The sequence below is a fragment of the Curtobacterium sp. VKM Ac-1395 genome (assembly GCF_015350975.1).
Classification (GTDB): Bacteria; Actinomycetota; Actinomycetes; order Actinomycetales; family Microbacteriaceae; genus Curtobacterium.
This window is the reverse complement of sequence record NZ_JADKRX010000003.1, coordinates 201838-223716: the sequence shown is the minus strand read 5'-3', so window position 1 is coordinate 223716 and position 21879 is coordinate 201838. Positions and strand designations below refer to the sequence as shown.

The window sequence follows — 21879 nt, the reverse complement described above, 5'->3', positions numbered from 1 at the left end:
AGGTGATCGCATGGCTGCCCGGAGCACGACGATCGATCCCACGAAGGACAACGCCGACACGGTGACCGAGGCCGAGAGCCCCGAGACCGACGGCACCGCTGCGCCGAAGAAGCGCGCGACGAAGGCCCCCGCCAAGAAGGCGGCTGCCCCGAAGAAGGCCGCGGTCAAGAAGCCCGCGACGAAGAAGGCCGCGTCCGACGAGGACGAGGACGACGCCGTCGAGCCCGTGGAGGCCGTCGACGCGACGGACGACACCGACGACGACACCGAGGACAAGCCGCGCACCGCCGCGGTGGAGGCCGCGAACGCCGTCGCCGCGGGGGCACTCGTCATCTCGCAGTCCGACGACGACGAGGCGCCGGTCTACTCGACGACGATCACCGGCGCGACAGCCGACCCGGTCAAGGACTACCTCAAGCAGATCGGCAAGGTCGCCCTGCTGAACGCCGAACAAGAGGTCGAGCTCGCGATGCGCATCGAGGCCGGCCTGTTCGCCGAGGACAAGCTGCAGCACACCACCGGCCTCTCGAAGCCCGAGGAGCGCGAGCTCCGCTGGGTCGCTCGGGACGGCCAGCGGGCGAAGTCGCACCTGCTCGGTGCGAACCTCCGCCTCGTCGTGTCGCTCGCCAAGCGCTACACCGGTCGTGGCATGCAGTTCCTCGACCTCATCCAGGAGGGCAACCTGGGCCTCATCCGTGCCGTCGAGAAGTTCGACTACACGAAGGGCTTCAAGTTCTCGACCTACGCCACGTGGTGGATCCGTCAGGCCATCACGCGCGCCATGGCCGACCAGGCCCGCACCATCCGCATCCCGGTGCACATGGTCGAGGTCATCAACAAGCTCGCCCGCGTCCAGCGGCAGATGCTGCAGGACCTGGGCCGCGAGCCCACCCCGGAAGAGCTCGCCCGCGAGCTCGACATGACCCCGGAGAAGGTCGTCGAGGTCCAGAAGTACGGCCGCGAGCCGATCTCGCTCCACACCCCCCTGGGTGAAGACGGTGACTCCGAGTTCGGTGACCTCATCGAGGACACCGAGGCGGTCGTGCCGGCCGACGCGGTGGGCTTCACGATGCTGCAGAAGCAGCTCGAGAGCCTGCTCGACTCCCTGTCCGAGCGCGAGGCCGGTGTCATCCGGATGCGCTTCGGCCTGGGTGACGGTCAGCCGAAGACGCTCGACCAGATCGGTGACACGTTCGGCGTGACGCGTGAGCGCATCCGCCAGATCGAGTCCAAGACGATGGCGAAGCTCCGCCACCCGTCGCGGTCGCAGTCGCTGCGCGACTACCTCGAGTAGGCCGAGCGTTGCGTTTCTTCATCCCGATCCTCATCGGGCGGATCCTCCGCGCCCTCGCCCGTGCGCGGGGCGGGGGGTCCGCCTACCCGGGCTTCATCGTCCTGAAGCTCGTGCCGGACTTCCTGCAGCACGTCACGAAGCAGTTCCCCAACGGGGTCGTCTTCGTGCTGGGGTCGAACGGCAAGTCGACGACGACGCACATGATCTCGGACATCGTCCGGGCGCACGGGCTCCGGGTCTTCACCAACCCGTCGGGCGCGAACCTGCCGCAGGGCATCGCGTCGGCGCTGCTGTCCGAGGTGTCGCTGACCGGCCGGCTCAAGGCGGACATCGGCATCCTCGAGGTCGACGAGGCCTTCGCCGTCGAGCTCGCCGGCATCCTGTCGCCGTCCACCGTGACGATGCTCAACGTGCAGGTCGACCAGCTCTACCGGTTCTTCGAGACCGAGCGCGTCGCGACGATGATGCTCGACACCGCGGCGCTGTCGACCGCGAACGTCATCACCAACCACGACGACCAGTTCCTCGACGCCTACACCGCGGCTCCCGGCCAGCGGGTGCTCCGCTTCGGCGCGAGCGCCGACGTCGTGGCCGCCAGCCCGAACGGACTGCAGAACGCGGACGACTTCGACCGCGCCGACGCCGAACAGACGGTCATCGACGCCGAGGTCTCCGCGCACACCGGCGATGCAGCCACGATCGCCTTCGCCGGTTCGGACATCGCCGTGCGCCTGCCCGCTCGGGGCCTGCACTACGCGGTCGACGCCGCTGCGGCCACCGCGACGGCGAGTGCTGCCCTCGGCGCGCAGTTCCGGACGGACGCCGTCACGCGGGCGTTCTCGACGATGAAGCCGGCGTACGGCCGCGGTGAGCGTCTTCCCATCGCCGGCGAGTCCGCCGAGTTCACGATGTTCAAGAACGCCGCGAGCCTGCAGCTGAACCTCGACGCGCTGCCGGACCACCCCGAGCAGGTGCTCATGGCGATCGACGAGGGCACGCCCGACATCTCGTGGATCTACGACATCGACTTCTCCAAGCTCGACCACGTCGACGTCGTCTCCGGTGACAAGGCCTGGCAGATCGCGATCGCCCTCGAGCACGCCGGAGTCCGCATCGGCCGGGTCGAACCCGACGTCGAGACGGCGATCAAGCACATGCAGGGCCTCGGCACGACGAGCACCGGCACGAAGAACTTCATCGTCAACTACGAGATCATGATGATCGCCCGGAAGGCCCTCGGCCACCCGGACCTGGAGAAGACCGCATGACGGCCGATCGCCTGACCATCCTGCACGTGTACCCGCGGCAGATGGGGGTGTCGGGGGACCGCGGCAACGTGGTCGCCCTGACCCGCCGCGCCGACGCCGCCGGCATCCCGACTGAGGTCGTCGAGTACGCCCCGGGCGACGGCCTGCCCACCGCGGCGGACGTGGTCGTCATCGGGAACGGCCCGCTCAGCGCCATGCGGTCCCTCGGAGCGGACGTCGCGCGCATCGCGGCCCCGCTCCGTGACCTCGCCGCTGCGGGGGTCCCGGTGGTCGCGCTCGGTGGCGGGTTCGACCTGGCGACGAACGAGGTCGTCCCGACCGACGGTGCGCCGGTGCAGGGCTTCGGCGTGTTCGACGCCCGCGCCGTCCGCGGTGCCGAGCGTCGCGTCAACTACTTCGTGCTCGAGACCCGGTACCCGCTGCTCGACGGCGCGTCGAAGCGCCTCGCCGCGTTCGAGGACCACGCCACGCGCATCGAACTCGGCGCCGGGGTCACCCCGTTCGCGGACGTCGTGTCCGGTGGCGGGAACCAGGCCGGCTCGCCGGTGGAGGGCGCCGTCCTTGGGACGTCCTTCGGCACGCACGCGCAGGGCCCGCTCCTGCCGCTGAACCCGGCACTCACGGACGCCGTCCTGGCCGCGGCCGCAGAGCGCGTGGGCCGGTCCTACGCACCCGACCTCGACCGCACGGCGAGCATCGACCGCTACGCGCGCGAAGCCCGCGCCACCGTCGACCGGTTCGTCGACAAGGCGTTCAAGCGCATCGCCTGACGACGCGCTGACGGCGACCGCCTGGAGGCCCGCCACCGGTCCACGAGACCGGTGCCGGGCCTCCAGGCCGTCGGGCCGGTGCATCGGCGGTGGTGCGCCTGTGGCGGTGGACGAACGACGACGGGCCCGGATCCATGTGGATCCGGGCCCGTCGGTGGTTCGTGGTGCTACTTCGACTCGCGGAGTCGGCTGCTCTCGTCGTGCCACTCGATGGCGGTGGCGGCGAGCTTGTCCTTGAACTCCGCGCCGTGGTGGGCGCAGAAGTACAGTTCGCCGCTGGCCATCGTGGCTCGGATGTAGGCCTGCGCTCCGCAGCTGTCACACCGGTCGGCAGCGGTGAGCTGGTGGTTGCTGACGTCGTCGATGGAGAGGTCCTGCACGGTCTGGGTCATTGCTGTGCTCCTCACGGATTGCAGGTGGTGCTTCCTGGTTGCACCATTTCAACACGTGATGCCTGGATGTACGGCATTGGGTGGCCCCATTTCGCTCAGCGCGGACCGATCGTCCCCAGTGCGAGTGTCAGGCGGGTGGTGCCGGCCGTGCTGGGTAGGCTCGGGAGGTGAGCTCCGACTACTCCGCACGGCATCTCTCCGTCCTCGAAGGACTCGAGGCAGTCCGGAAGCGTCCCGGCATGTACATCGGATCGACGGACTCCCGCGGCCTGATGCACTGCCTGTGGGAGGTCATCGACAACTCCGTCGACGAAGCCCTCGCCGGACACGGGGACGAGATCGGCGTGCGGCTGTTCCCGGACGGCTCCGTCCAGGTCACCGACACCGCTCGTGGCATCCCCGTCGACGTCGAACCGAAGACCGGCCTGACCGGGGTCGAGGTCGTGTTCACGAAGCTCCACGCCGGCGGCAAGTTCGGCTCGGGGTCGTACGCGGCGTCCGGTGGGCTCCACGGGGTGGGCGCCTCGGTCGTCAACGCGCTGTCGGAACGCCTCGACGTCGAGGTCGACCGTGGCGGCAAGACCTACGCGATGTCGTTCCACCGCGGCGAGCCCGGGCTCTTCGACGACTCGGACGGCATCGGACCGGATGCGCCCTTCAGCCCGTTCACCTCGGGCAGCGAGCTGCGCGTGGTCGGCAAGGTCAAGAAGGGCGTCACCGGGTCGCGCGTCCGCTACTGGGCCGACCGACAGATCTTCACCAGGGACGCCGCCTTCAGCATGGCCGACCTGGTCAACCGTGCGCGGCAGACCGCGTTCCTGGTGCCCGGGCTCGGGCTCACCATCACCGACGAGCGCCCCGCCGCCATCACCGCTGCCGCCGAGCGCGCAGCAGCGACCGGGGTCGAGGTCGCCGAGGGTCCGGTCGTCGAGCGCTTCCGGTACGAGGGCGGCATCGGCGAGTTCGTCGAGCACCTCGCCGTCGACGGCGCGAAGACCGACGTCTGGCGCATCCAGGGCTCCGGGACGTTCAAGGAGACCGTGCCGATGCTCGACGACAAGGGCCACATGGTGTCGACCGAGGTCGAACGCACGTGCGAGGTCGACGTCGCCCTGCGCTGGGGCGACGGCTACGAGACCGTGCTGCGCAGCTTCGTCAACATCATCGCCACGCCCAAGGGCGGCACGCACCAGGCGGGGTTCGAGGCCGGGCTGGTGAAGGCCGTCCGGACCCAGGTCGAGGCCAACGCCCGCAAGCTCAAGGTCGGACAGGACAAGCTCGAGAAGGACGACGTGCTCGCCGGGCTGACCGCCGTGCTGACCGTCCGGCTGCCCGAGCCGCAGTTCGAGGGCCAGACGAAGGAGGTCCTCGGGACGCCGGCGGTCCGTCGTGTCGTGGACTCGGTCGTCGCGAAGCGGATCACCGAGATCCTCACGTCGACGCAGCGCACCGAGAAGGCCCAGGCCGCCGGACTGCTCGAGAAGGTCGTCGCGGAGATGAAGACCCGCATCTCGGCCCGGGCGCACAAGGAGACCCAGCGCCGCAAGAACGCGCTCGAGAACTCGTCCCTGCCGACGAAGCTCGCGGACTGCCGGTCGAACGACGTCGAGGGCACCGAGCTGTTCATCGTCGAGGGTGACTCCGCGCTCGGCACCGCCAAGCTGGCGCGCAACAGCGAATACCAGGCGCTCCTGCCCATCCGCGGCAAGATCCTCAACGTGCAGAAGGCGTCCGTCTCGGACATGCTCTCGAACGCCGAGTGCGCCTCGATCATCCAGGTGATCGGTGCCGGCTCCGGTCGCACGTTCGAGCTCGACCAGGCCCGCTACGGCAAGGTCATCATCATGTCGGACGCCGACGTCGACGGCGCGCACATCCGCACGCTGCTCCTGACGCTGTTCTTCCGGTACATGCGGCCGATGATCGAGCAGGGGCGGGTCTTCGCCGCCGTGCCGCCGCTGCACCGGGTTGTCGTGATCAACCGCGGCAAGCCGAACGACACGCTGTACACGTACTCGGAGCAGGAACTGCAGGCCGTGCTGAAGAAGCTGGCGCGGTCTGGCAAGAAGTACCAGGAGCCGATCCAGCGGTACAAGGGGCTCGGCGAGATGGACGCGGACCAGCTCGCGGAGACGACGATGGACCGTGCGCACCGCACCCTGCGCCGGGTCCAGGTGCCTCATGCCGAGTCCGCCGCCAAGGTCTTCGAGCTGCTCATGGGGAATGACGTCGCGCCGCGCAAGGAGTTCATCCTGGCCGGCGAGGGCCTGGACCGCGACCGCATCGACGTGTAGCGCTGCCCGGCCTGGCCGCTTGGCCGCGGCGCTGCCGCGGCGCGGCCGCCGCGGCGCGCCGGTCGCGCGCTACACGTCGCCGCGTGTGCCGTCGAGCGTCGCTGCGCTGCCGCCGATCGACCCGACGACGTCGTCGAGCGGGCTGCCCGACCCGTCGCGCTTCGACATCCAGTCGGGCAGGGTGCGCGCAGCGCCGTCCGTCCCGACCGCGTGCGGCGGCGCGATGCCGGCCCACGCGACGGTCAGGCCGTCCTCGCCCTTGAGGAACGCGTGCGCCCGCACCCCCTGGGTCGCACGGCCCTTCGCGGGGAACTCGGACAGCGACGAGACCTTCGCGCGCCCGGTGTCCGTGCCGGGCAGGGCGGACGAGGACGTGGAGACGGTGGCGACGACGGCGTCCTCGGACGGCGTGACGGCGCCGAACCAGATCACCGAGGCACCGGAGGCCACCGCCACTCCCGCGACTCCACCGGCGGGGAGACCCTGGGCACGGACGGCGGCAGCCCCGAACCGCAGCAGCTGCGCGTTCGAGGTGATGAAGACGAGGTCGTCCGACTCGGCCGACTGCGTGGCCCCGACCACCTGGTCGCCGGGCTTCAACCCGATCGCCACGAAGTCGGGCTTGTCCGGCCAGGCTCCGGGGACGACGCGCTTGACGACGCCCTGCGCGGTGCCGATCGCGAGCGAGTGCTCGGACGCCGCGCTGAGGTCCACCACGGCGACGACGGACTCGCCGCGGGGGATGCCGAGGTACTCGTGCACCCGCACGCCGGCGTCGAGCCGGACGGCAGCGGGCGGGACGGACGGCACGTCGACGGGGGAGAACCGCACGATGCGGCCGGTCGAGGTCAGCGCGCCCACCTGCCCGCGGACGGTGCTGAGCACGCTGGAGCGGACGGCGTCGTGCTTGGAGCGTTTCGGCACCCGCACGACCCCGAGCTCGGCGGTCGGGACGTCGACCCGCACGAGCCGCCCGGTGGTCGACAGCAGGACGCGGCACGGGGCGTCGGCGACCTGGAGGTCCTCGGGGTCGACCACCGCCTTCTTGCCGCCACGGACCGGGGCGTCGGCCTCGGTCAGCAGGGTGCGACGAGGCGTGGCGAACTCGTCGGAGACCTCTGTGAGCTCCAGCGCGACCTGCGCCCGCAGGCGGTCGTCGGAGGCGAGCAGTTCCTCGAGCGCGGCGATGTCGGCGAGGAGCTGGTCGCGCTCGCCCTCGAGCTCCATCCGGGAGAACTTCGTGAGCCGCCGCAGGCGCAGTTCGAGAATGTACTCGGCCTGCACCTCGGACAGGTCGAACACGTCGCGCAGACGGCTGCGTGCGGCCTCGGAGTCGTCGGACGTGCGGATGACCTGGATGACCTCGTCGATGTCGAGGATCGCGATGAGCAGGCCCTCGACCAGGTGCAGGCGTTCGCGTCGGCGTGCGAGCCGGTACTCAGTCCGCCGCGTGACGACGGCGATGCGGTGCTGCACGTAGACGTCGAGGAGCTCGCGCAGGCCGAGCGTGCGCGGGGAGCCGCCGACCAGGGCGACGTTGTTGATGCCGAAGCCCTCTTCGAGCGGGGTGTGCTTGTACAGCTGCTCGAGCACGGCCGCGGGGTTGAAGCCGGACTTGATGCCGATGACGAGCCGCAGCCCGTGGTTGCGGTCGGTCAGGTCGTTGACGTCGGAGATGCCGACGAGCTTCTTGGCCTGGACGCCGTCCTTGATCTTCTCGATCACGCGCTCGGGACCGACGAGGTAGGGCAGCTCGGTGACGACGAGGCCGGTCTTGCGCGGTGACAGGGTCTCGACGCTGACCTTGGCCCGGGTGCGGAAGGTGCCGCGCCCCGTGGCGTAGGCGTCGCGCACGCCCGACAGTCCGACGATCGTGCCGCCGGAGGGCAGGTCCGGCCCCGGCACGTACTCCATCAGTTCCTCGAGCGAGGCCTTCGGGTGCAGGAGCAGGTGCTTGGCGGCCTCGACCACCTCGCCGAGGTTGTGCGGCGCCATGTTCGTCGCCATGCCGACGGCGATGCCGGACGCGCCGTTGACCAGCAGGTTCGGGAACGCGGCGGGCAGAACGCCCGGCTGCATGATCTGGTTGTCGTAGTTGGGGACGAAGTCGACGACGTCCTCGCCGAGGTTCTCCGTCATGGCCATCGACGGTTCGGCGAGCCGGGCCTCGGTGTACCGGGCAGCGGCGGGGCCGTCGTCGAGCGAGCCGAAGTTGCCGTGGCCGTCCACCAGCGGCACGCGCATCGTGAACGGCTGCGCCATGCGCACCAGGGCGTCGTAGATGGCGCCGTCGCCGTGCGGGTGCAGCTTGCCCATCACCTCGCCGGTGACGCGGGCGCTCTTCACGTGGCCGCGGTCCGGCCGCAGGCCCATCTCCGACATCTGGTACAGGATCCGGCGCTGCACGGGCTTCAGGCCGTCGCGGGCGTCGGGCAGGGCACGCGAGTAGATGACCGAGTACGCGTACTCGAGGAACGAGCCCTGCATCTCCTCGGAGACGTCGACGTCCTCGATGCGCTCACCGTCGGGGAGACCGACTGTGTCCGTGCGTGCCATGGGACCTTTCTGGGAGGATCGGAGGGTGACACTGAGCCTACCGACGGCCCCCGACGCCACCGCGAACCTCGCCGACGTGCTGCCGAGTTGCCTCGTGGCGCTCGGCGCTGCGGACGACACGTGGTTGCGGACACACGGCCTGGAGGCTCGGATCCCGCTCCGTCCCGCCCGTTCCGCGGTCGTCGTCCTGGTCGACGGCCTCGGCGCGAACGCACTCGGTGCGCGTGCCGGGCACGCCCGGTTCCTGACGGGCTCCCGGAAGCGCCTGCGCAGCGGGTTCCCGACGACGACCGCTGCGGCGCTGTCGACCCTGACGACCGGGCGGCCGCCCGGCACGCACGGCGTGGTCGGCTACAGCGGCTGGAGCCCGGACACCGGCCAGGTGGTGAACCTGCTCAGCGGGTGGGACGACGAGGTGCCCGCCGGGTGGCTCCGCACGCCCACCCTGTTCACCGAGGCGCCCGGCATCGGCGTCGACCCCGTGGTCGTCGGTCCGGCGCGGTACGAGTCGTCGGGCATGACCGCGAACGTGCTCAGCGGCGCGCGCTACGTCCCCGCCGACACCGTCGCACAGCGGGTCGACGCGGCGATCGCGGCCACGCTCACCGGCACGGCCCTCGTGTACCTCTACGTCCCCGAACTCGACTCGATCGCCCACAAGCACGGGTGGCAGTCCGACCGCTGGACCGCGGCGCTGGAGTCGCTCGACGGCGAACTCGCCCGCCTGGCGGCCGGCGTGGCCCGGGACGTCGGCGTGCTCGTCACGGCGGACCACGGCATCCTCGACGTGCCCGACGAGACGAACATCGCGATCGACCCCGACCTGCTCGAGGACGTCGTCGGGGTCGCGGGGGACCCGCGCTGCCGCCAGCTGACGGTGGCCCCGGGGACGGACGTGCCCGCGCTGGTCGAGGCCTGGCGCAGCACCTACGGCAAGCGGGCGTACGTCGCCAGTCGCGACGAGGCGGTCGCCGCGGGCTGGTTCGGCGCCGTCTCCGAGGACGTGCTGCCGCGCATCGGCGACGTGGTCGTGGTGGCCAGGAGCACGTGGGCCTTCAACGACGACCGGGCGCTCAAGCCCGGAGCCGTGCCGAAGCGGATGATCGGCCAGCACGGGGCGATGACCGACGACGAGCTGCTCGTGCCGCTGCGCCTCGCCGGGGCGTTCGCGAGCTGAGCCTGCGCGCACGACCCGCACCGGGCCCTGGACGCCAGCAGCCCGCCACGCGAGGTGCGTGGCGGGCTGCTGCGGCCCTCCCGAGATGGCGGCGGGGTCAGACCTCGTCGTCGGGACGGGTCCCGAACACGATCTCGTCCCAGCTCGGCATCGAGCGTCGGCTGCGCTTCTTGCGTTCCTGGCGGCCCTCGGACTCCGGGGCGGAGGCGGGACGGCCGTCCGGCTGCGGCGCGGTGTCGTTCGTGTCGGTGAAGCCGTGCAGCGGGATGTCCACGACGCTGACAGACCCGCGCTGCTCCTCCTGCTGCTGGTCGGCGAACGTGACGGACTCGCGCTCACCGCGGCGGCGGCGGAGGGCCTCGAGCAGGTCGGCGGTCTCGTTGCCCGGCGGACGCTCCTCGATCTGGGCGGTGCCGATGCGGGGGAGCGGCGCGCGGAGGGGCGCGCGCTCCGGGACCTCGGGGTTCGTGACGGCCTCGTCGGGCTCGTCGACGCGGAAGGCGCCGGAGTCGAACCGCGTGCCGTCGGTGTCCTGCTGGTCGTACTCGACGGCACGGAGGCGCGGCGCGAGGCCCTCGTCCTCGGTGTGCGAGAGCCGGTGCGCGTCGCTGGTGTCCGGCGTCAGCGTCGAGGTCTTCGGGTCGAACGTCCACTGGGCGTCGTGCTCGACCTCGCCCGCCGTGTAGCGGACCTGCACCTGCCAGCCGTTCTCCACGTGCTTCCAGCTCGACCACGTGACGCCGGTGGCCTCCCCGGACTCGAGGCGGGCGGTGATCGCGTCGCCGAACACGTCGGGTGCGCTGTCGTCGGACGGCGTCACCGGCACGCGGCGGGCGGCGTCGAGGATGAAGGCGCGCTCGGCGAGGACGGGCCCCTCGAAGCGGCGGACGTACTCGACGTCGACGTCGAGCGCCGAGGCGACGTCGGCCGCGTCGGCACCGCTGCGGATCCGGGCCTGGACGTCCTTCGGGGACACGCGCTTCTGCGGCATGCCGTCGGGGTTCGCCTGTCGGACCTGCCCCGGCAGCGCCGAGGTGACTGGCAACCGGAACTCACTGCCGCCGTCGGTCGCGAGCAGGAGTGCCCCGGACTCCACTCCGATGACTCTCACGTCTTGCATGGTTCCGCCTTCCGAGCAGTTGCGTACGGTCTGCGTCGTACCCCGGAAGTATGCAGGGACACCGGCCGGTTTCCGGGGAGGCGCACGGGCGTGCCGTCGGGGTGTCGCGCACTCGGCTGCACCGGGGTCCGACGGGATCGGGACCGGCCCGCGGGAATGGCCGGACCGCGCGACCGGTTGCACGCCCAGACGAGCCGCTGACCGCTCAGTTTGCATCGAGGCGGCACGTGTTGGATACTGTCGCCGCCGATCTCCGGCGACGACCTCTCGATACGAGAAATGGATGGGCATGGCCACCGATTACGACGCCCCCCGGAAGACCGACGACAACTCCGATTCGGAGTCGATCGAGGCCCTCAAGGAGCGCGTGCCCGACAAGATGTCCGGGGTCGTCGACGACGACTCCGACAACCCCGGCAGCTTCGAACTCGCCGGACAGGACCTCAGCGACGTCGACCTCGACGTCGTCGTGCTGCCCCCGCAGGTGGACGAGTTCACCTGCGTCGAGTGCTTCCTCGTGAAGCACCGGTCGCAGCTCGACCACGAGTCGAAGCTCGGCCCGGTCTGCGCGGAGTGCGCGGCGCTCTAGGGCACGCACGCGAACGACGAACGGCCCGCATCCCTCCTGGGGTGCGGGCCGTTCGTCATGTGTCGGGCCGCCCGTGGCGTCGAGCCGGGCCGGTGCGTCGACGGGCGTCAGGAGCGCAGCGCGGCGACGACCTTGTCCGGGTTGCGCACACTGACGAGCCAGTACGGGGTGGGGTCGGCGTCGTCGCGGACCTCGACGCGCACGACGGGCCGGACGTACCCGCGGAAGAGCGTCCATGCCCGGGCGTCGAGCTTCGGCCCGCGCTGGGTCGTGGCCTCGGCCCCGTGGAACGGCACGGCCTCGCCGACGACCGCACGCGGCAGGTGGGCCCGCCCGGCGCGGAACTCGGTGTCGGTCACCTCGACCACGGGTGCGACGGCCCAGAGGAGCACGAGCACCCCGACCTCCATCGCCGCGGCGACGATGATCCCCGTCACGATGCTGATCGGCAGGAACACGAGCAGGCTCGCGGGGATGACGAGCGCCGTCGCCAGGTACAGGCTCGGCGGCGCCCAGAGACGTTCGCGGTACAGGGTCACGAGACCATTCGACCACGAGTCACCTGAGGTCACGGAACGGTCACGGGCTGCACTACCCTCGTCACGTGACCGAACCTGTCGACGTGCTCTGGACCGGGGAGAACGCTCCCGTCCACGCCCACCCCGGTGACGCCGGCGCCGACCTCGTCTCGACCGAGGCCTTCGTGCTCGCTCCCGGTGAGCGTCGTCTCGTCGGCACGGGCGTCTCGATCGCCCTCCCCGACGGCCACGCGGCCTTCGTGGTCCCACGCAGCGGTCTGGCGGCCAAGCACGGCATCACGATCGTGAACGCCCCCGGCACGGTCGACTCCGGCTACCGCGGGGAGATCAAGGTCGCGCTGCTCAACACCGACCAGGCCGAGCCGTACGCGGTCCACGTGGGCGACCGCATCGCGCAGATGATCGTCATGCCGGTGCCCCCGGTGGTGTTCACCCGCGTGGAGGAGCTCCCCGACAGCGTCCGCGGCCATGGTGGCTTCGGTTCCTCGGGCTACGGTGGCACGAGCGCCGTTCCCGGCGCGCAGACGCACCCCAGCACGAGCGCCGCACCCGGCGCTGAGACAGTCCTGAACCAGACGGAAGGAACGCAGCGATGAGGATCGGCCGACGCAAGCGTGACGAGGTCGAGGTGGCCGCTGCCGTCGCCGACGACGCCGAGGTCGCGGAGACCTCCCCGGAGGTCGACATCGCTGTGGAGGCCGACGCCGGACTCGACGAGGTCGACGCCGTCGCGCCGACCGGCAAGTCCGCTCCCGCTGACCGCGAGGAGTCGGGCCCGCTCGACGAGACCGAGGCCAACCCGGTCCGGCCCTACGTCGACCTGGGCGGCGTGAAGATCCTGCCGCGGGAGGGCCTGCACCTCCGGCTCGAGGTCGAGGAGGGCTCCCAGCGCGTCGTCGCGGTCGGGCTCGACTACGACGACTCCACGCTCCAGGTCCAGCCGTTCGCCGCACCGCGGTCCACCGGACTGTGGCACGAGATCCGCGCGCAGATCGCCGACCAGATCGAGCGTCAGGGCGGCACCGTGACCGAGGTCGACGGCCCGTTCGGTCCCGAGCTCCGCGCCAGCGTCCCGGTCCTGGTCGACGGGGACGGCGGCGTCGCCGGTGCCCGCCCGGCCCGCTTCATCGGCGTCGACGGACCCCGGTGGTTCCTGCGCGGCGTGATCGCCGGCAAGGCCGCCGACTCGCCCGAGGACGCCGAGGAGATCGAAGAGCTCTTCCGCAGCGTCGTCGTGGTGCGGGGCACCACGCCGATGCCGCCGCGCGACCTGATCCCGCTGCACATGCCGAAGTCGACGCAGTCGGCGATCTGACGACCAGGAGGCCCGGTGTCGGACCGTCTCGACCCTGCTGACCCCGAGGGGGTCGCGTCCGCCGACGCGCCTGCTCCGTCCCCGGACGGTCGCCTCGCTGACGACCACCACGCGGACGACCGCTTCGCGGACGAGCGTGCCGAGCCGCTGTCGCTGAACGCGCAGCTGCGCGACGCCGTCCGGAACGCCGGCATCGGCCAGGTGGCACCGGGAGAGGCTCCCTCCGGCCGCGCCCTGGTGACCGCCGTCGGTGGCGTCCGCGGCCTCGCCGAGTCGGTGCTGCCGGGCTTCGCGTTCCTGATCGTCTACGCGATCACGAAGGAGCTCGTCCCGAGCGTCGTGATCCCCGTGCTCGTCGGGCTCGTCTTCGTCGTGCTCCGGCTGGTACAGCGGCAGTCCCTGGCGATGTCGTTCGCGGGCATCCTGGGCGTCGCGATCTCGGCCGGCCTCGCGCTCATCACCGGCAAGGCGGAGAGCAACTTCATCCCCGGGATCGTCATCAACCTGGTGTGCCTCGTCGGGCTCCTGGTGACGCTCGTGATCCGCCGGCCGCTCATCGGGCTCATCGTCGGCCTGCTGCTGCCGCAGGACGAGGACGGCACGGGCACGGACTGGCGTGCCGACCCGGGCAAGCGCCGCGTGCTCACGGTCGCGACCTGGCTCTGGGTGGGGCTGTTCGCGCTCCGGCTGGTCATCGAGATCCCGCTCTACCTGACGGCCCAGGTCGAACTGCTCGCCGGCATCAAGCTCATCACGGGCGTCCCGCTCTACGCGGCGCTCCTCTGGGTCACGTGGCTGCTCACCCGCACGGTGTTCAAGCGCGAGCCGGACCAGGCTGCGGTGTAGAGTTCTCTCGACATCAAGACATCTCCGCGGGGGCATCGCACCCGGCGGCAGGGGTCTACCGTGCTGGTGGGACGGCCCACGAGGACGAGGGCACGATCGATCAACTCAGGAGGCGGCACAGTGGCTGCAGTCAACAGCTTCGGCTCGAAGGACACGCTCTCGGTTGGGGGTGTCGACTACGCGATCCACCGGATCGACTCCGTCCCCGGACACGAGAAGCTCCCGTACAGCCTGAAGGTGCTGCTCGAGAACCTCCTCCGCACCGAGGACGGCAAGAACGTCACGGCGGACCAGATCCGGTCGCTCGGCTCCTGGCGTCCCGAAGCGGACCCGGACACCGAGATCCAGTTCTCCCCGGCCCGCGTGGTCATGCAGGACTTCACCGGTGTCCCGTGCATCGTCGACCTCGCCACCATGCGCGAGGCGATGGCCGACATCGGCGGGGACCCGAACAAGATCAACCCGCTGTCGCCGGCCGAGATGGTCATCGACCACTCCGTCATCGCCGACCTGTTCGGCAGCACGGACGCCCTGCAGCGCAACACCGACCTCGAGTACGAGCGCAACGGTGAGCGCTACCAGTTCCTCCGCTGGGGCCAGACGGCGTTCGAGGACTTCAAGGTCGTCCCCCCGGGAACCGGCATCGTGCACCAGGTCAACATCGAGTACCTGGCGAAGGTCACCTACACGCGGGACTTCGACGGCGAGACCTACGCCTACCCGGACACCCTCGTCGGCACCGACTCGCACACGACGATGGTCAACGGCCTCGGCGTGCTCGGCTGGGGTGTCGGCGGGATCGAGGCCGAGGCCGCCATGCTCGGCCAGCCCGTGTCGATGCTCATCCCGAAGGTCGTCGGCTTCAAGCTCTCCGGTGAGATCCCGGCCGGCGTGACCGCGACCGACGTGGTGCTCACCATCACGCAGCAGCTCCGCAAGCACGGCGTCGTCGGCAAGTTCGTCGAGTTCTACGGCGAGGGCGTCAGCGCCGTGCCGCTCGCGAACCGCGCGACCATCGGCAACATGAGCCCCGAATTCGGCTCGACGGCCGCGATCTTCCCGGTCGACGACGTCACGCTCGACTACCTCCGCCTGACCGGGCGCGACGAGGCCCAGATCGCCCTCGTCGAGGCCTACTCCAAGGAGCAGGGCCTGTGGCACGACGCCTCGGTCGAGCCCGCGTACTCGGAGTACATGGAGCTCGACCTCTCCACGGTCGTCCCGTCCATCTCCGGCCCGAAGCGCCCGCAGGACCGCATCGAGCTGTCCAAGGCGAAGGACCAGTTCGAGGTCGACCTCGCCAACTACGCGAGCATCGACCACACGGAAGAGGACAAGGCCGTCGCGGACACCTTCCCGGCGTCCGACCCGGTCGCCGCCGCCCCCGGTGACGAGCACGCCGTCGACGACCTGCAGGACGCCCCGCCGTCCGAGGTCCCGGCGCACGCCTCCAGCGCCCCCGGCACGGTCTCGAAGCCGACGTCGGTCGCCATCGCGGACGGTGCGCCGTTCACGATCGACCACGGCGCCGTCGCGATCGCCGCGATCACGTCGTGCACCAACACGTCGAACCCGTCGGTCATGATGGCCGCCGGCATCCTCGCCCGGAACGCCGCCAACAAGGGCCTCACCGCCAAGCCGTGGGTGAAGACCACCCTCGCGCCCGGTTCCAAGGTCGTCACGGACTACTACGAGAAGGCCGGTCTCACGACCTACCTCGAGCAGCTCGGCTTCTACACGGTCGGCTACGGCTGCACCACCTGCATCGGCAACTCGGGCCCGCTGCCCGAGGAGATCTCGCAGGCCGTGCAGGACAACGACCTCGCCGTCACCGCGGTGCTCTCGGGCAACCGCAACTTCGAGGGCCGCATCAACCCCGACGTGAAGATGAACTACCTGGCGAGCCCGCCGCTGGTCATCGCGTACGCCCTCGCCGGGTCGATGCACTTCGACTTCGACACCGACGCCCTCGGCCAGGACCAGGACGGCAACGACGTCTACCTGGCGGACATCTGGCCCGACGCGGCCGAGGTCCAGCAGGTCATCGACACGTCCATCGACACCGCGATGTTCACCCACGAGTACGGCTCCGTGTTCGAGGGCGACGACCGCTGGAAGAACCTGCCGACCCCGACGGGCGACACCTTCGAGTGGGACGCCGACTCGACCTACGTGCGGAAGCCCCCGTACTTCGACGGCATGACGATGACCCCGGACGCGGTCTCGGACATCTCCGGTGCCCGTGTGCTGGCGAAGCTCGGCGACTCGGTCACGACCGACCACATCTCGCCGGCCGGTTCGATCAAGGCCGACAGCCCGGCGGGCCGGTACCTCGCCGAGCACGCGGTCAACCGCAAGGACTTCAACTCCTACGGCTCGCGTCGTGGCAACCACGAGGTGATGATCCGCGGCACCTTCGCGAACATCCGCCTGCGCAACCAGCTCCTCGACGGCGTGGAGGGCGGCTACACCCGCGACTTCACCACCGCCGACGGCGACCAGTCGTTCATCTACGACGCCTCGCAGCACTACCAGGAGCAGGGCATCCCGCTCGTCGTGTTCGGCGGCAAGGAGTACGGCTCCGGCTCGTCGCGCGACTGGGCAGCCAAGGGCACGAGCCTGCTCGGCGTGAAGGCCGTCATCACCGAGAGCTTCGAGCGCATCCACCGCTCGAACCTCATCGGCATGGGCGTCGTCCCGCTGCAGTTCCCGGCGGGCGAGACGATCGAGTCCCTCGGGCTCGACGGCACCGAGGTCGTCTCGATCTCCGGGCTGACCGAGCTGAACGAGGGCCGCACGCCGAAGACGGTGCACGTGACCGCCGCGCCGAGCGCGCACTCGCCCGAGGGCAAGCAGACCGTGGAGTTCGACGCCGTGGTCCGCATCGACACCCCCGGTGAGGCCGACTACTACCGCAACGGCGGCATCCTGCAGTACGTGCTCCGGTCGCTCGTCTGAGCGAACCGCACACGGGTCGCTGACGCGACCAGATGACGGACTGGAGGCCCGTGGCGAACCCGCCACGGGCCTCCAGTCCGATGTCGGTCATCGCGAATAGAGTGGGCCGACAGCCCCACGAAAGGAGCGCCCGTGAGTCTGCTCGCCAGCATCACGTCGCCGCGCGACCTGAAGCGTCTCTCCGACGCCCAGATGACCGACCTGTCGGCCGAGATCCGCAAGTTCCTCGTGGCCGAGGTCGCCAAGACCGGCGGCCACCTCGGACCGAACCTCGGGGTCGTCGAACTGACGCTCGCGATGCACCGGGTGTTCGACTCGCCGCACGACCCGTTCGTGTTCGACACCGGGCACCAGTCCTACGTGCACAAGATCGTGACGGGTCGGCAGGACTTCTCGCACCTGCGCGAGCGCGGCGGGATCGCCGGCTACCCGCAGCGGAGCGAGTCCGAGCACGACATCGTTGAGTCCTCCCACGCGTCGTCGTCGTTGTCCTGGGCGGACGGGATCTCCCGCGCCTTCCGACAGACCGGCCAGTCCGACCGCACCGTGGTGGCCGTCGTCGGGGACGGCGCGCTGACGGGCGGCATGACGTGGGAGGCCCTCAACAACATCTCCGACGACAACGACCGCCGGCTCGTGATCGTCGTGAACGACAACGGGCGGTCCTACGCCCCGACGATCGGTGGCATGGCGCGCTTCCTCAACTCCGTCCGCACCCGCCGCGAGTACCGGGAGCTCTACGAGAAGAGCCAGGCCGCTGCTGCCCGCTTCGGCGCGCCGGGGCGTGCGGTGTACCGAGGGCTGCGCGGGGGACTGCACGGGTTCCTGTCGCGCGTCACGAACAACGAGTCGCTCTACTCGAACCTCGACATCAAGTACATCGGGCCGGTCAACGGGCACGACCAGCAGGCGATGGAGGCCGCGCTCCGGCAGGCCAAGGAGTACGGCGCGCCCGTGATCGTGCACGCCATCACCGAGAAGGGCCACGGCTTCGAGCCCGCCCTGCGCGACCAGGCCGACCAGTTCCACGCCGTCGGGCACATCGACCCGGAGACGGGCGAGTCGCTCGACACCGCGTCGGGGCCGTCGTGGACGTCCGTCTTCGCGGCCGAGCTCGCCGCGGTCGGCGCTGCGGACCCGCGGGTCGTCGCGATCACGGCCGCCATGCTCCGGCCGACCGGGCTGCACCTGTTCCAGGAGCAGCACCCCGAGCGCGTGTACGACGTCGGCATCGCGGAACAGCACGCCGTCACCTCCGCCGCCGGCCTGGCGTACGGGGGACTGCACCCCGTCGTCGCCCTCTACGCCACGTTCCTCAACCGGGCGTTCGACCAGGTCCTGATGGACGTCGCCCTGCACCGCGCCGGCGTGACGTTCGTGCTCGACCGCGCCGGGGTGACCGGTCCCGACGGCCCGTCGCACCACGGCATGTGGGACCTCGCGCTGCTGCAGGTCGTCCCCGGGATCCGCATCGCCGCCCCGCGTGACGCCGCCACCCTGCGCGAGGAGTTCCGCGAGGCCGTCGCCATCGACGACGCACCCACCGTGCTGCGCTGGTCGAAGGGCCAGGTCGGGCCGGACATCCCCGCGCTGTCCCGGACCTCGGACGGGGTGGACGTGCTGCACGCGTCGGACACGTCGGAGGACGTCCTGTTCGTCGCCGTCGGCTCGATGGTGCCCGTCGCGCTCGAAGCCGCCGGGCTGCTCGAGGCCCAGGGCATCGGCGTCACCGTCGTCGACCCGCGGTGGGTCGTGCCGATCCCGACCTCGCTCATCGAGCTGTCCCGCGCACACCGCCTCGTGATCACGATCGAGGACGGCGTCCGCGTGGGCGGTGTGGGCACGCGGCTGCGCCAGGACCTCCGCGCGGCGGGAGTCGACACCGGCGTGAACGAGCTCGGCCTGCCGGACGAGTTCATCGACCACGCCACGCGCTCCCAGGTCCTGCAGGACGCCGGGCTGACGGCGCAGGCGATCGCCCGCGACGTCATCGACCAGGTCGTCGGCACGAAGGTGCCCCAGGCGAAGCCGGCGCGGTCGCGGGAGTCCGCAGCCTCAGACCGCTAGCGGGGGGCCAGCTGGACACCGGTGTCCAGGCTTCGCGCCGCGGAAGTACGCGGCGCGGTGCCCGAACACCGGTGTCTCACCTGGCAGGAGGCCGCTCGGGCGCCGCATCGGCATCGGGAGAGCGCAGCGCGGCGAGCAGCGCGCGAGCCAACGGGCTGACCACCAGCGTCCGGCCGAGGTCGAGGCCGTCGCGGCCCTCGCGGATGATGCGAACGCGGGACGCCCCCGCGTCGACGCGTTCGAACGTCAGGACGATGTTCTCCGCCCGGAGCGCGAACGACGTCCGTCGTCCGATGACCGCGCCGTCGGCACGGATCTCGATCGCGGCAGCGCCGGGGACGGCCCGGACGGCACGGTCAAGTGCGTCGGGCACGTCGTCGAGGGGGACGGGGACCACGACCGACGGTCCTCCGCTGGTCGTCGGCGCCCACCAGTCCTGCATGCTCAGGACGGTACGCCGCCGGAGTCGGGGCAGCGCAAGACACCGGTGTCAAGGCTTCGCGCCGCGGAAGGACGCGGCGCGGTGCCCGAACACCGGTGTCTTGCAGGAGGGTCAGCGGGAGGCGGGTCCCACGACCGGCGGCTCGTGGAACGCGCCGCCGAAGACGCGCTCGGACGCACCACTCCGGTCGAGGTAGGGGCTGATGCCACCGGCCTGGAACGGGTAGCCCGCGCCGAGGATCAGTCCGAGGTCGATCTCCTCGACGTGCTGGACGACCCCGTCCTCGAGCATGCGGTGCACCTCGTCGGCCAGGGCGTCCTCGAAGCGCTGCTGCATGGTCGCGGCGTCCACCGGTGCGGCGTCCTTCTTCGACGGCGCGACGAGCTTCACGGCAGCGGGGTCGTACCCGGTCACCGAGCCCTTCTTGTCGCGCGTCAGGATCGTGCCGTGCTCGGCGATGCGCTTGAGGCCGTCGCCCGGGTAGAAGCGCTCCGGCCAGGCGGCGTGGTGCGAGTCGAGCACGTGCGCGCCGACCGGCAGGCCGACGAGCTCGAGCAGCTCGAACGGCGACATCGGCAGGCCGAGGGGAGCGGCACCCGCTGCCACGGTCTCGAACGAGGTGCCCTCCTCGACGCCGCGCATCGCCTCACCGAGCACCCGCGCGAGGACCCGGTTGACGACGAAGCCCGGCTGGTCCGCCGTGACGATGGCCGTCTTCTTCAGGGTCTTCGCGACCGCGAGCGCGGTGGCGACGGCCTCGTCGGACGTCTGGGACGCCCGCACGACCTCGAGCAGCGGCATGACCGCGACCGGGTTGAAGAAGTGGAAGCCGACCAGACGCTCGGGGTGCTGGAGCACGGAGGCCATCTCGTCGACGGACAGCGACGAGGTGTTCGTCGCGAGGATGGCATCGGGAGCGATGACCTGTTCGATCTTCCGGAACACGTCCTGCTTGACGCTGAGCTCCTCGAAGACGGCCTCGATCACCCAGTCGGCGTCGGCGAAGGCGTCGTAGGACACCGAACCGCTGACGAGCGCGGTGATGCGGTTCGCGTCGTCCTGCGAGACGCGGCCCTTGCCGAGCATCTCCTCGACGGCCTGGCGGATCCGTGCGACACCGGCGTCGACGCGCTCCTGGGAGACGTCGGTGATGACGACGGGGACACCGAGCCGGCGGGCGAAGAGCAGCGCGAACTGCGACGCCATGAGCCCGGCACCGAGGACGCCGACCTTCGTGATCTTCTTCGCCTCGACGCCCTCGGGAGCACCGACCGGTCGCTTCGCACGCTTCTGCACGAGGTCGAACGCGTACATCGACGCGGCGAACTGGTCGCCGGAGAGCAGGTCGGCGAGGGCGTCGTCCTCGCCGGCGAACCGCTCGTCGAGGGATCCGGACTTCGCAGCGGCGACGAGGTCGAGCGCGCGGAACGGGGACTTCGGCACCGAGCCGATCTTCGACGTGACCTGCGAGCGCGCGACCTTGACGACCGTGCCCCACGCGGCCTTCTCGAGCATGCCCGGCTCGTTCTTCCGGACGACCTTGGTGCGACCGGCCACGACGCCGTCCGCCCAGGCGACGGCGGACGGCAGGAACGTCACGGAGGGGATGAGTGCGTCGCCGATGCCGAGGTCGACCGCGGCTGCACCGTCCATCAGGCGGTTGTTCTTGAGCGGGTTCTCGACGATGACGCGGAGCGCCTTCTCCGGGCCGATCAGGCGGGGGAGCAGCGTCGCACCGCCCCAGCCGGGGATGATGCCGAGGAAGACCTCGGGCAGGCCGATGCCCTGTGCGGCGGACGAGAACACCCGGTACGTGCAGTGCAGTGCGACCTCGAGGCCACCGCCGAGCGCGATCCCGTTCACGAACGCGAACGAGGGCACGCCCAGGTCGGAGAACTTGCGGAGTGTGGCGTGGCCGAGGGCGGCCAGGTCGTGGGCGACCTCACGCGAGGGCACCGACGACGCCTGGGAGAGGTCGGCCCCGGCGGCGAAGCAGTACTCCTTGCCCGTGACCGCGACGGCCTGGACCTCGCCCGCCGCCGCCGCAGCGCGCAGGGTGTCGAGCACGTCGGAGAGCTCGCGGAGCGTGCGCGGGCCGAGCGTCGAGGGACGCTTGTAGTCCTTGCCGTTGTCGAGGGTGATGAGTGCGAGTGTGCCGCCGGAGGGCAGCGCGACGTGCTTGACGTAGGAGTGCGTGACGACCTCGTCCTCACTCAGGGTGGCCAGCTGGTCGTTCTCGGCGATGGTCATGG

At 70.8% G+C, this 21879-nt stretch carries 17 protein-coding genes; 11 read left to right on the top strand and 6 right to left on the bottom strand.

Translation table 11 applies throughout. The features are described from left to right. Positions 1-10 precede the first annotated feature (10 nt). From ITJ68_RS09620 to ITJ68_RS09610, 3 genes are read left to right on the top strand one after another with little or no spacing between them, the layout of a single operon-like run. Positions 11-1294 (top strand): RNA polymerase sigma factor, encoded by a 1284-nt coding sequence (locus tag ITJ68_RS09620; RefSeq protein WP_194661058.1) that lies wholly within the window; start codon positions 11-13, stop codon positions 1292-1294. Between the two features lie 8 nt (positions 1295-1302). Next, the gene (locus ITJ68_RS09615) at positions 1303-2562 is read left to right on the top strand and encodes a MurT ligase domain-containing protein (RefSeq protein WP_194661057.1); all 1260 of its coding nucleotides are present in this window, start codon (positions 1303-1305) and stop codon (positions 2560-2562) included. Next, positions 2559-3332, top strand: coding sequence for a type 1 glutamine amidotransferase (locus ITJ68_RS09610; RefSeq protein WP_194661056.1), 774 nt, complete (start codon positions 2559-2561; stop codon positions 3330-3332). Before ITJ68_RS09615 ends, ITJ68_RS09610 begins: the two co-directional genes overlap by 4 nt. 167 nt (positions 3333-3499) lie before the next feature. Here the strand turns inward: ITJ68_RS09610 and ITJ68_RS09605 are convergent, their stop codons facing one another. Further along, positions 3500-3724, bottom strand: coding sequence for a hypothetical protein (locus ITJ68_RS09605; protein WP_194661055.1), 225 nt, complete (start codon positions 3722-3724; stop codon positions 3500-3502). A 167-nt stretch (positions 3725-3891) separates the two neighbouring features. Here ITJ68_RS09605 and ITJ68_RS09600 point away from each other — a divergent pair, with 167 nt between their 5' ends. Beyond that, positions 3892-6018, top strand: coding sequence for a DNA gyrase/topoisomerase IV subunit B (locus ITJ68_RS09600; protein ID WP_194661054.1), 2127 nt, complete (start codon positions 3892-3894; stop codon positions 6016-6018). Positions 6019-6087: 69 nt separating this feature from the next. Here ITJ68_RS09600 and ITJ68_RS09595 read toward each other — a convergent pair whose 3' ends face one another. Continuing rightward, positions 6088-8574 carry a DNA gyrase/topoisomerase IV subunit A gene (locus tag ITJ68_RS09595; protein ID WP_194661053.1) on the bottom strand — a complete coding sequence of 829 codons (2487 nt, stop codon included), beginning with the start codon at positions 8572-8574 and terminating at the stop codon, positions 6088-6090. Positions 8575-8599: 25 nt separating this feature from the next. Here ITJ68_RS09595 and ITJ68_RS09590 point away from each other — a divergent pair, with 25 nt between their 5' ends. Continuing rightward, positions 8600-9751: a nucleotide pyrophosphatase/phosphodiesterase family protein gene (locus ITJ68_RS09590; protein WP_323743270.1), complete on the top strand. Its 1152-nt coding sequence runs from the start codon at positions 8600-8602 to the stop codon at positions 9749-9751. Positions 9752-9848: 97 nt separating this feature from the next. On the opposite strand, the gene sepH is transcribed toward ITJ68_RS09590, so the two are convergent. Continuing rightward, positions 9849-10862, bottom strand: coding sequence for a septation protein SepH (gene sepH / locus ITJ68_RS09585; protein WP_194661051.1), 1014 nt, complete (start codon positions 10860-10862; stop codon positions 9849-9851). 298 nt (positions 10863-11160) lie between these two features. Between sepH and ITJ68_RS09580 the strand changes: the two genes are divergently transcribed. Further along, the gene (locus ITJ68_RS09580) at positions 11161-11460 is read left to right on the top strand and encodes a DUF4193 domain-containing protein (RefSeq protein ID WP_031263038.1); all 300 of its coding nucleotides are present in this window, start codon (positions 11161-11163) and stop codon (positions 11458-11460) included. A 107-nt stretch (positions 11461-11567) separates the two neighbouring features. On the opposite strand, the gene ITJ68_RS09575 is transcribed toward ITJ68_RS09580, so the two are convergent. Then, positions 11568-11999 carry a DUF3093 domain-containing protein gene (locus ITJ68_RS09575; RefSeq protein WP_194661050.1) on the bottom strand — a complete coding sequence of 144 codons (432 nt, stop codon included), beginning with the start codon at positions 11997-11999 and terminating at the stop codon, positions 11568-11570. Positions 12000-12064: 65 nt separating this feature from the next. Here ITJ68_RS09575 and dut point away from each other — a divergent pair, with 65 nt between their 5' ends. The 5 genes from dut (at position 12065) to dxs (ending at position 19185) form a co-directional block, all read left to right on the top strand. Then, positions 12065-12595: a dUTP diphosphatase gene (dut, locus tag ITJ68_RS09570; RefSeq protein ID WP_194661049.1), complete on the top strand. Its 531-nt coding sequence runs from the start codon at positions 12065-12067 to the stop codon at positions 12593-12595. Next, on the top strand, positions 12592-13314 hold the full coding sequence (locus ITJ68_RS09565; protein WP_194661048.1) for a DUF3710 domain-containing protein: 723 nt from the start codon (positions 12592-12594) through the stop codon (positions 13312-13314). Before dut ends, ITJ68_RS09565 begins: the two co-directional genes overlap by 4 nt. Positions 13315-13329: 15 nt before the next feature. Beyond that, complete coding sequence (locus ITJ68_RS09560; RefSeq protein WP_323743269.1) at positions 13330-14160, top strand: DUF3159 domain-containing protein; 831 nt, start codon at positions 13330-13332, stop codon at positions 14158-14160. Positions 14161-14280: 120 nt separating this feature from the next. Further along, positions 14281-17118, top strand: coding sequence for an aconitate hydratase (locus tag ITJ68_RS09555; protein WP_194661047.1), 2838 nt, complete (start codon positions 14281-14283; stop codon positions 17116-17118). Between the two features lie 132 nt (positions 17119-17250). Then, complete coding sequence (gene dxs / locus ITJ68_RS09550) at positions 17251-19185, top strand: 1-deoxy-D-xylulose-5-phosphate synthase (RefSeq protein WP_194661046.1); 1935 nt, start codon at positions 17251-17253, stop codon at positions 19183-19185. Between the two features lie 76 nt (positions 19186-19261). Here the strand turns inward: dxs and ITJ68_RS09545 are convergent, their stop codons facing one another. Together ITJ68_RS09545 and ITJ68_RS09540 are read right to left on the bottom strand one after the other, a co-directional pair. Then, complete coding sequence (locus ITJ68_RS09545; RefSeq protein WP_194661045.1) at positions 19262-19627, bottom strand: hypothetical protein; 366 nt, start codon at positions 19625-19627, stop codon at positions 19262-19264. Between the two features lie 111 nt (positions 19628-19738). Continuing rightward, positions 19739-21877: a 3-hydroxyacyl-CoA dehydrogenase NAD-binding domain-containing protein gene (locus ITJ68_RS09540; protein ID WP_194661044.1), complete on the bottom strand. Its 2139-nt coding sequence runs from the start codon at positions 21875-21877 to the stop codon at positions 19739-19741. Positions 21878-21879 lie beyond the last annotated feature (2 nt).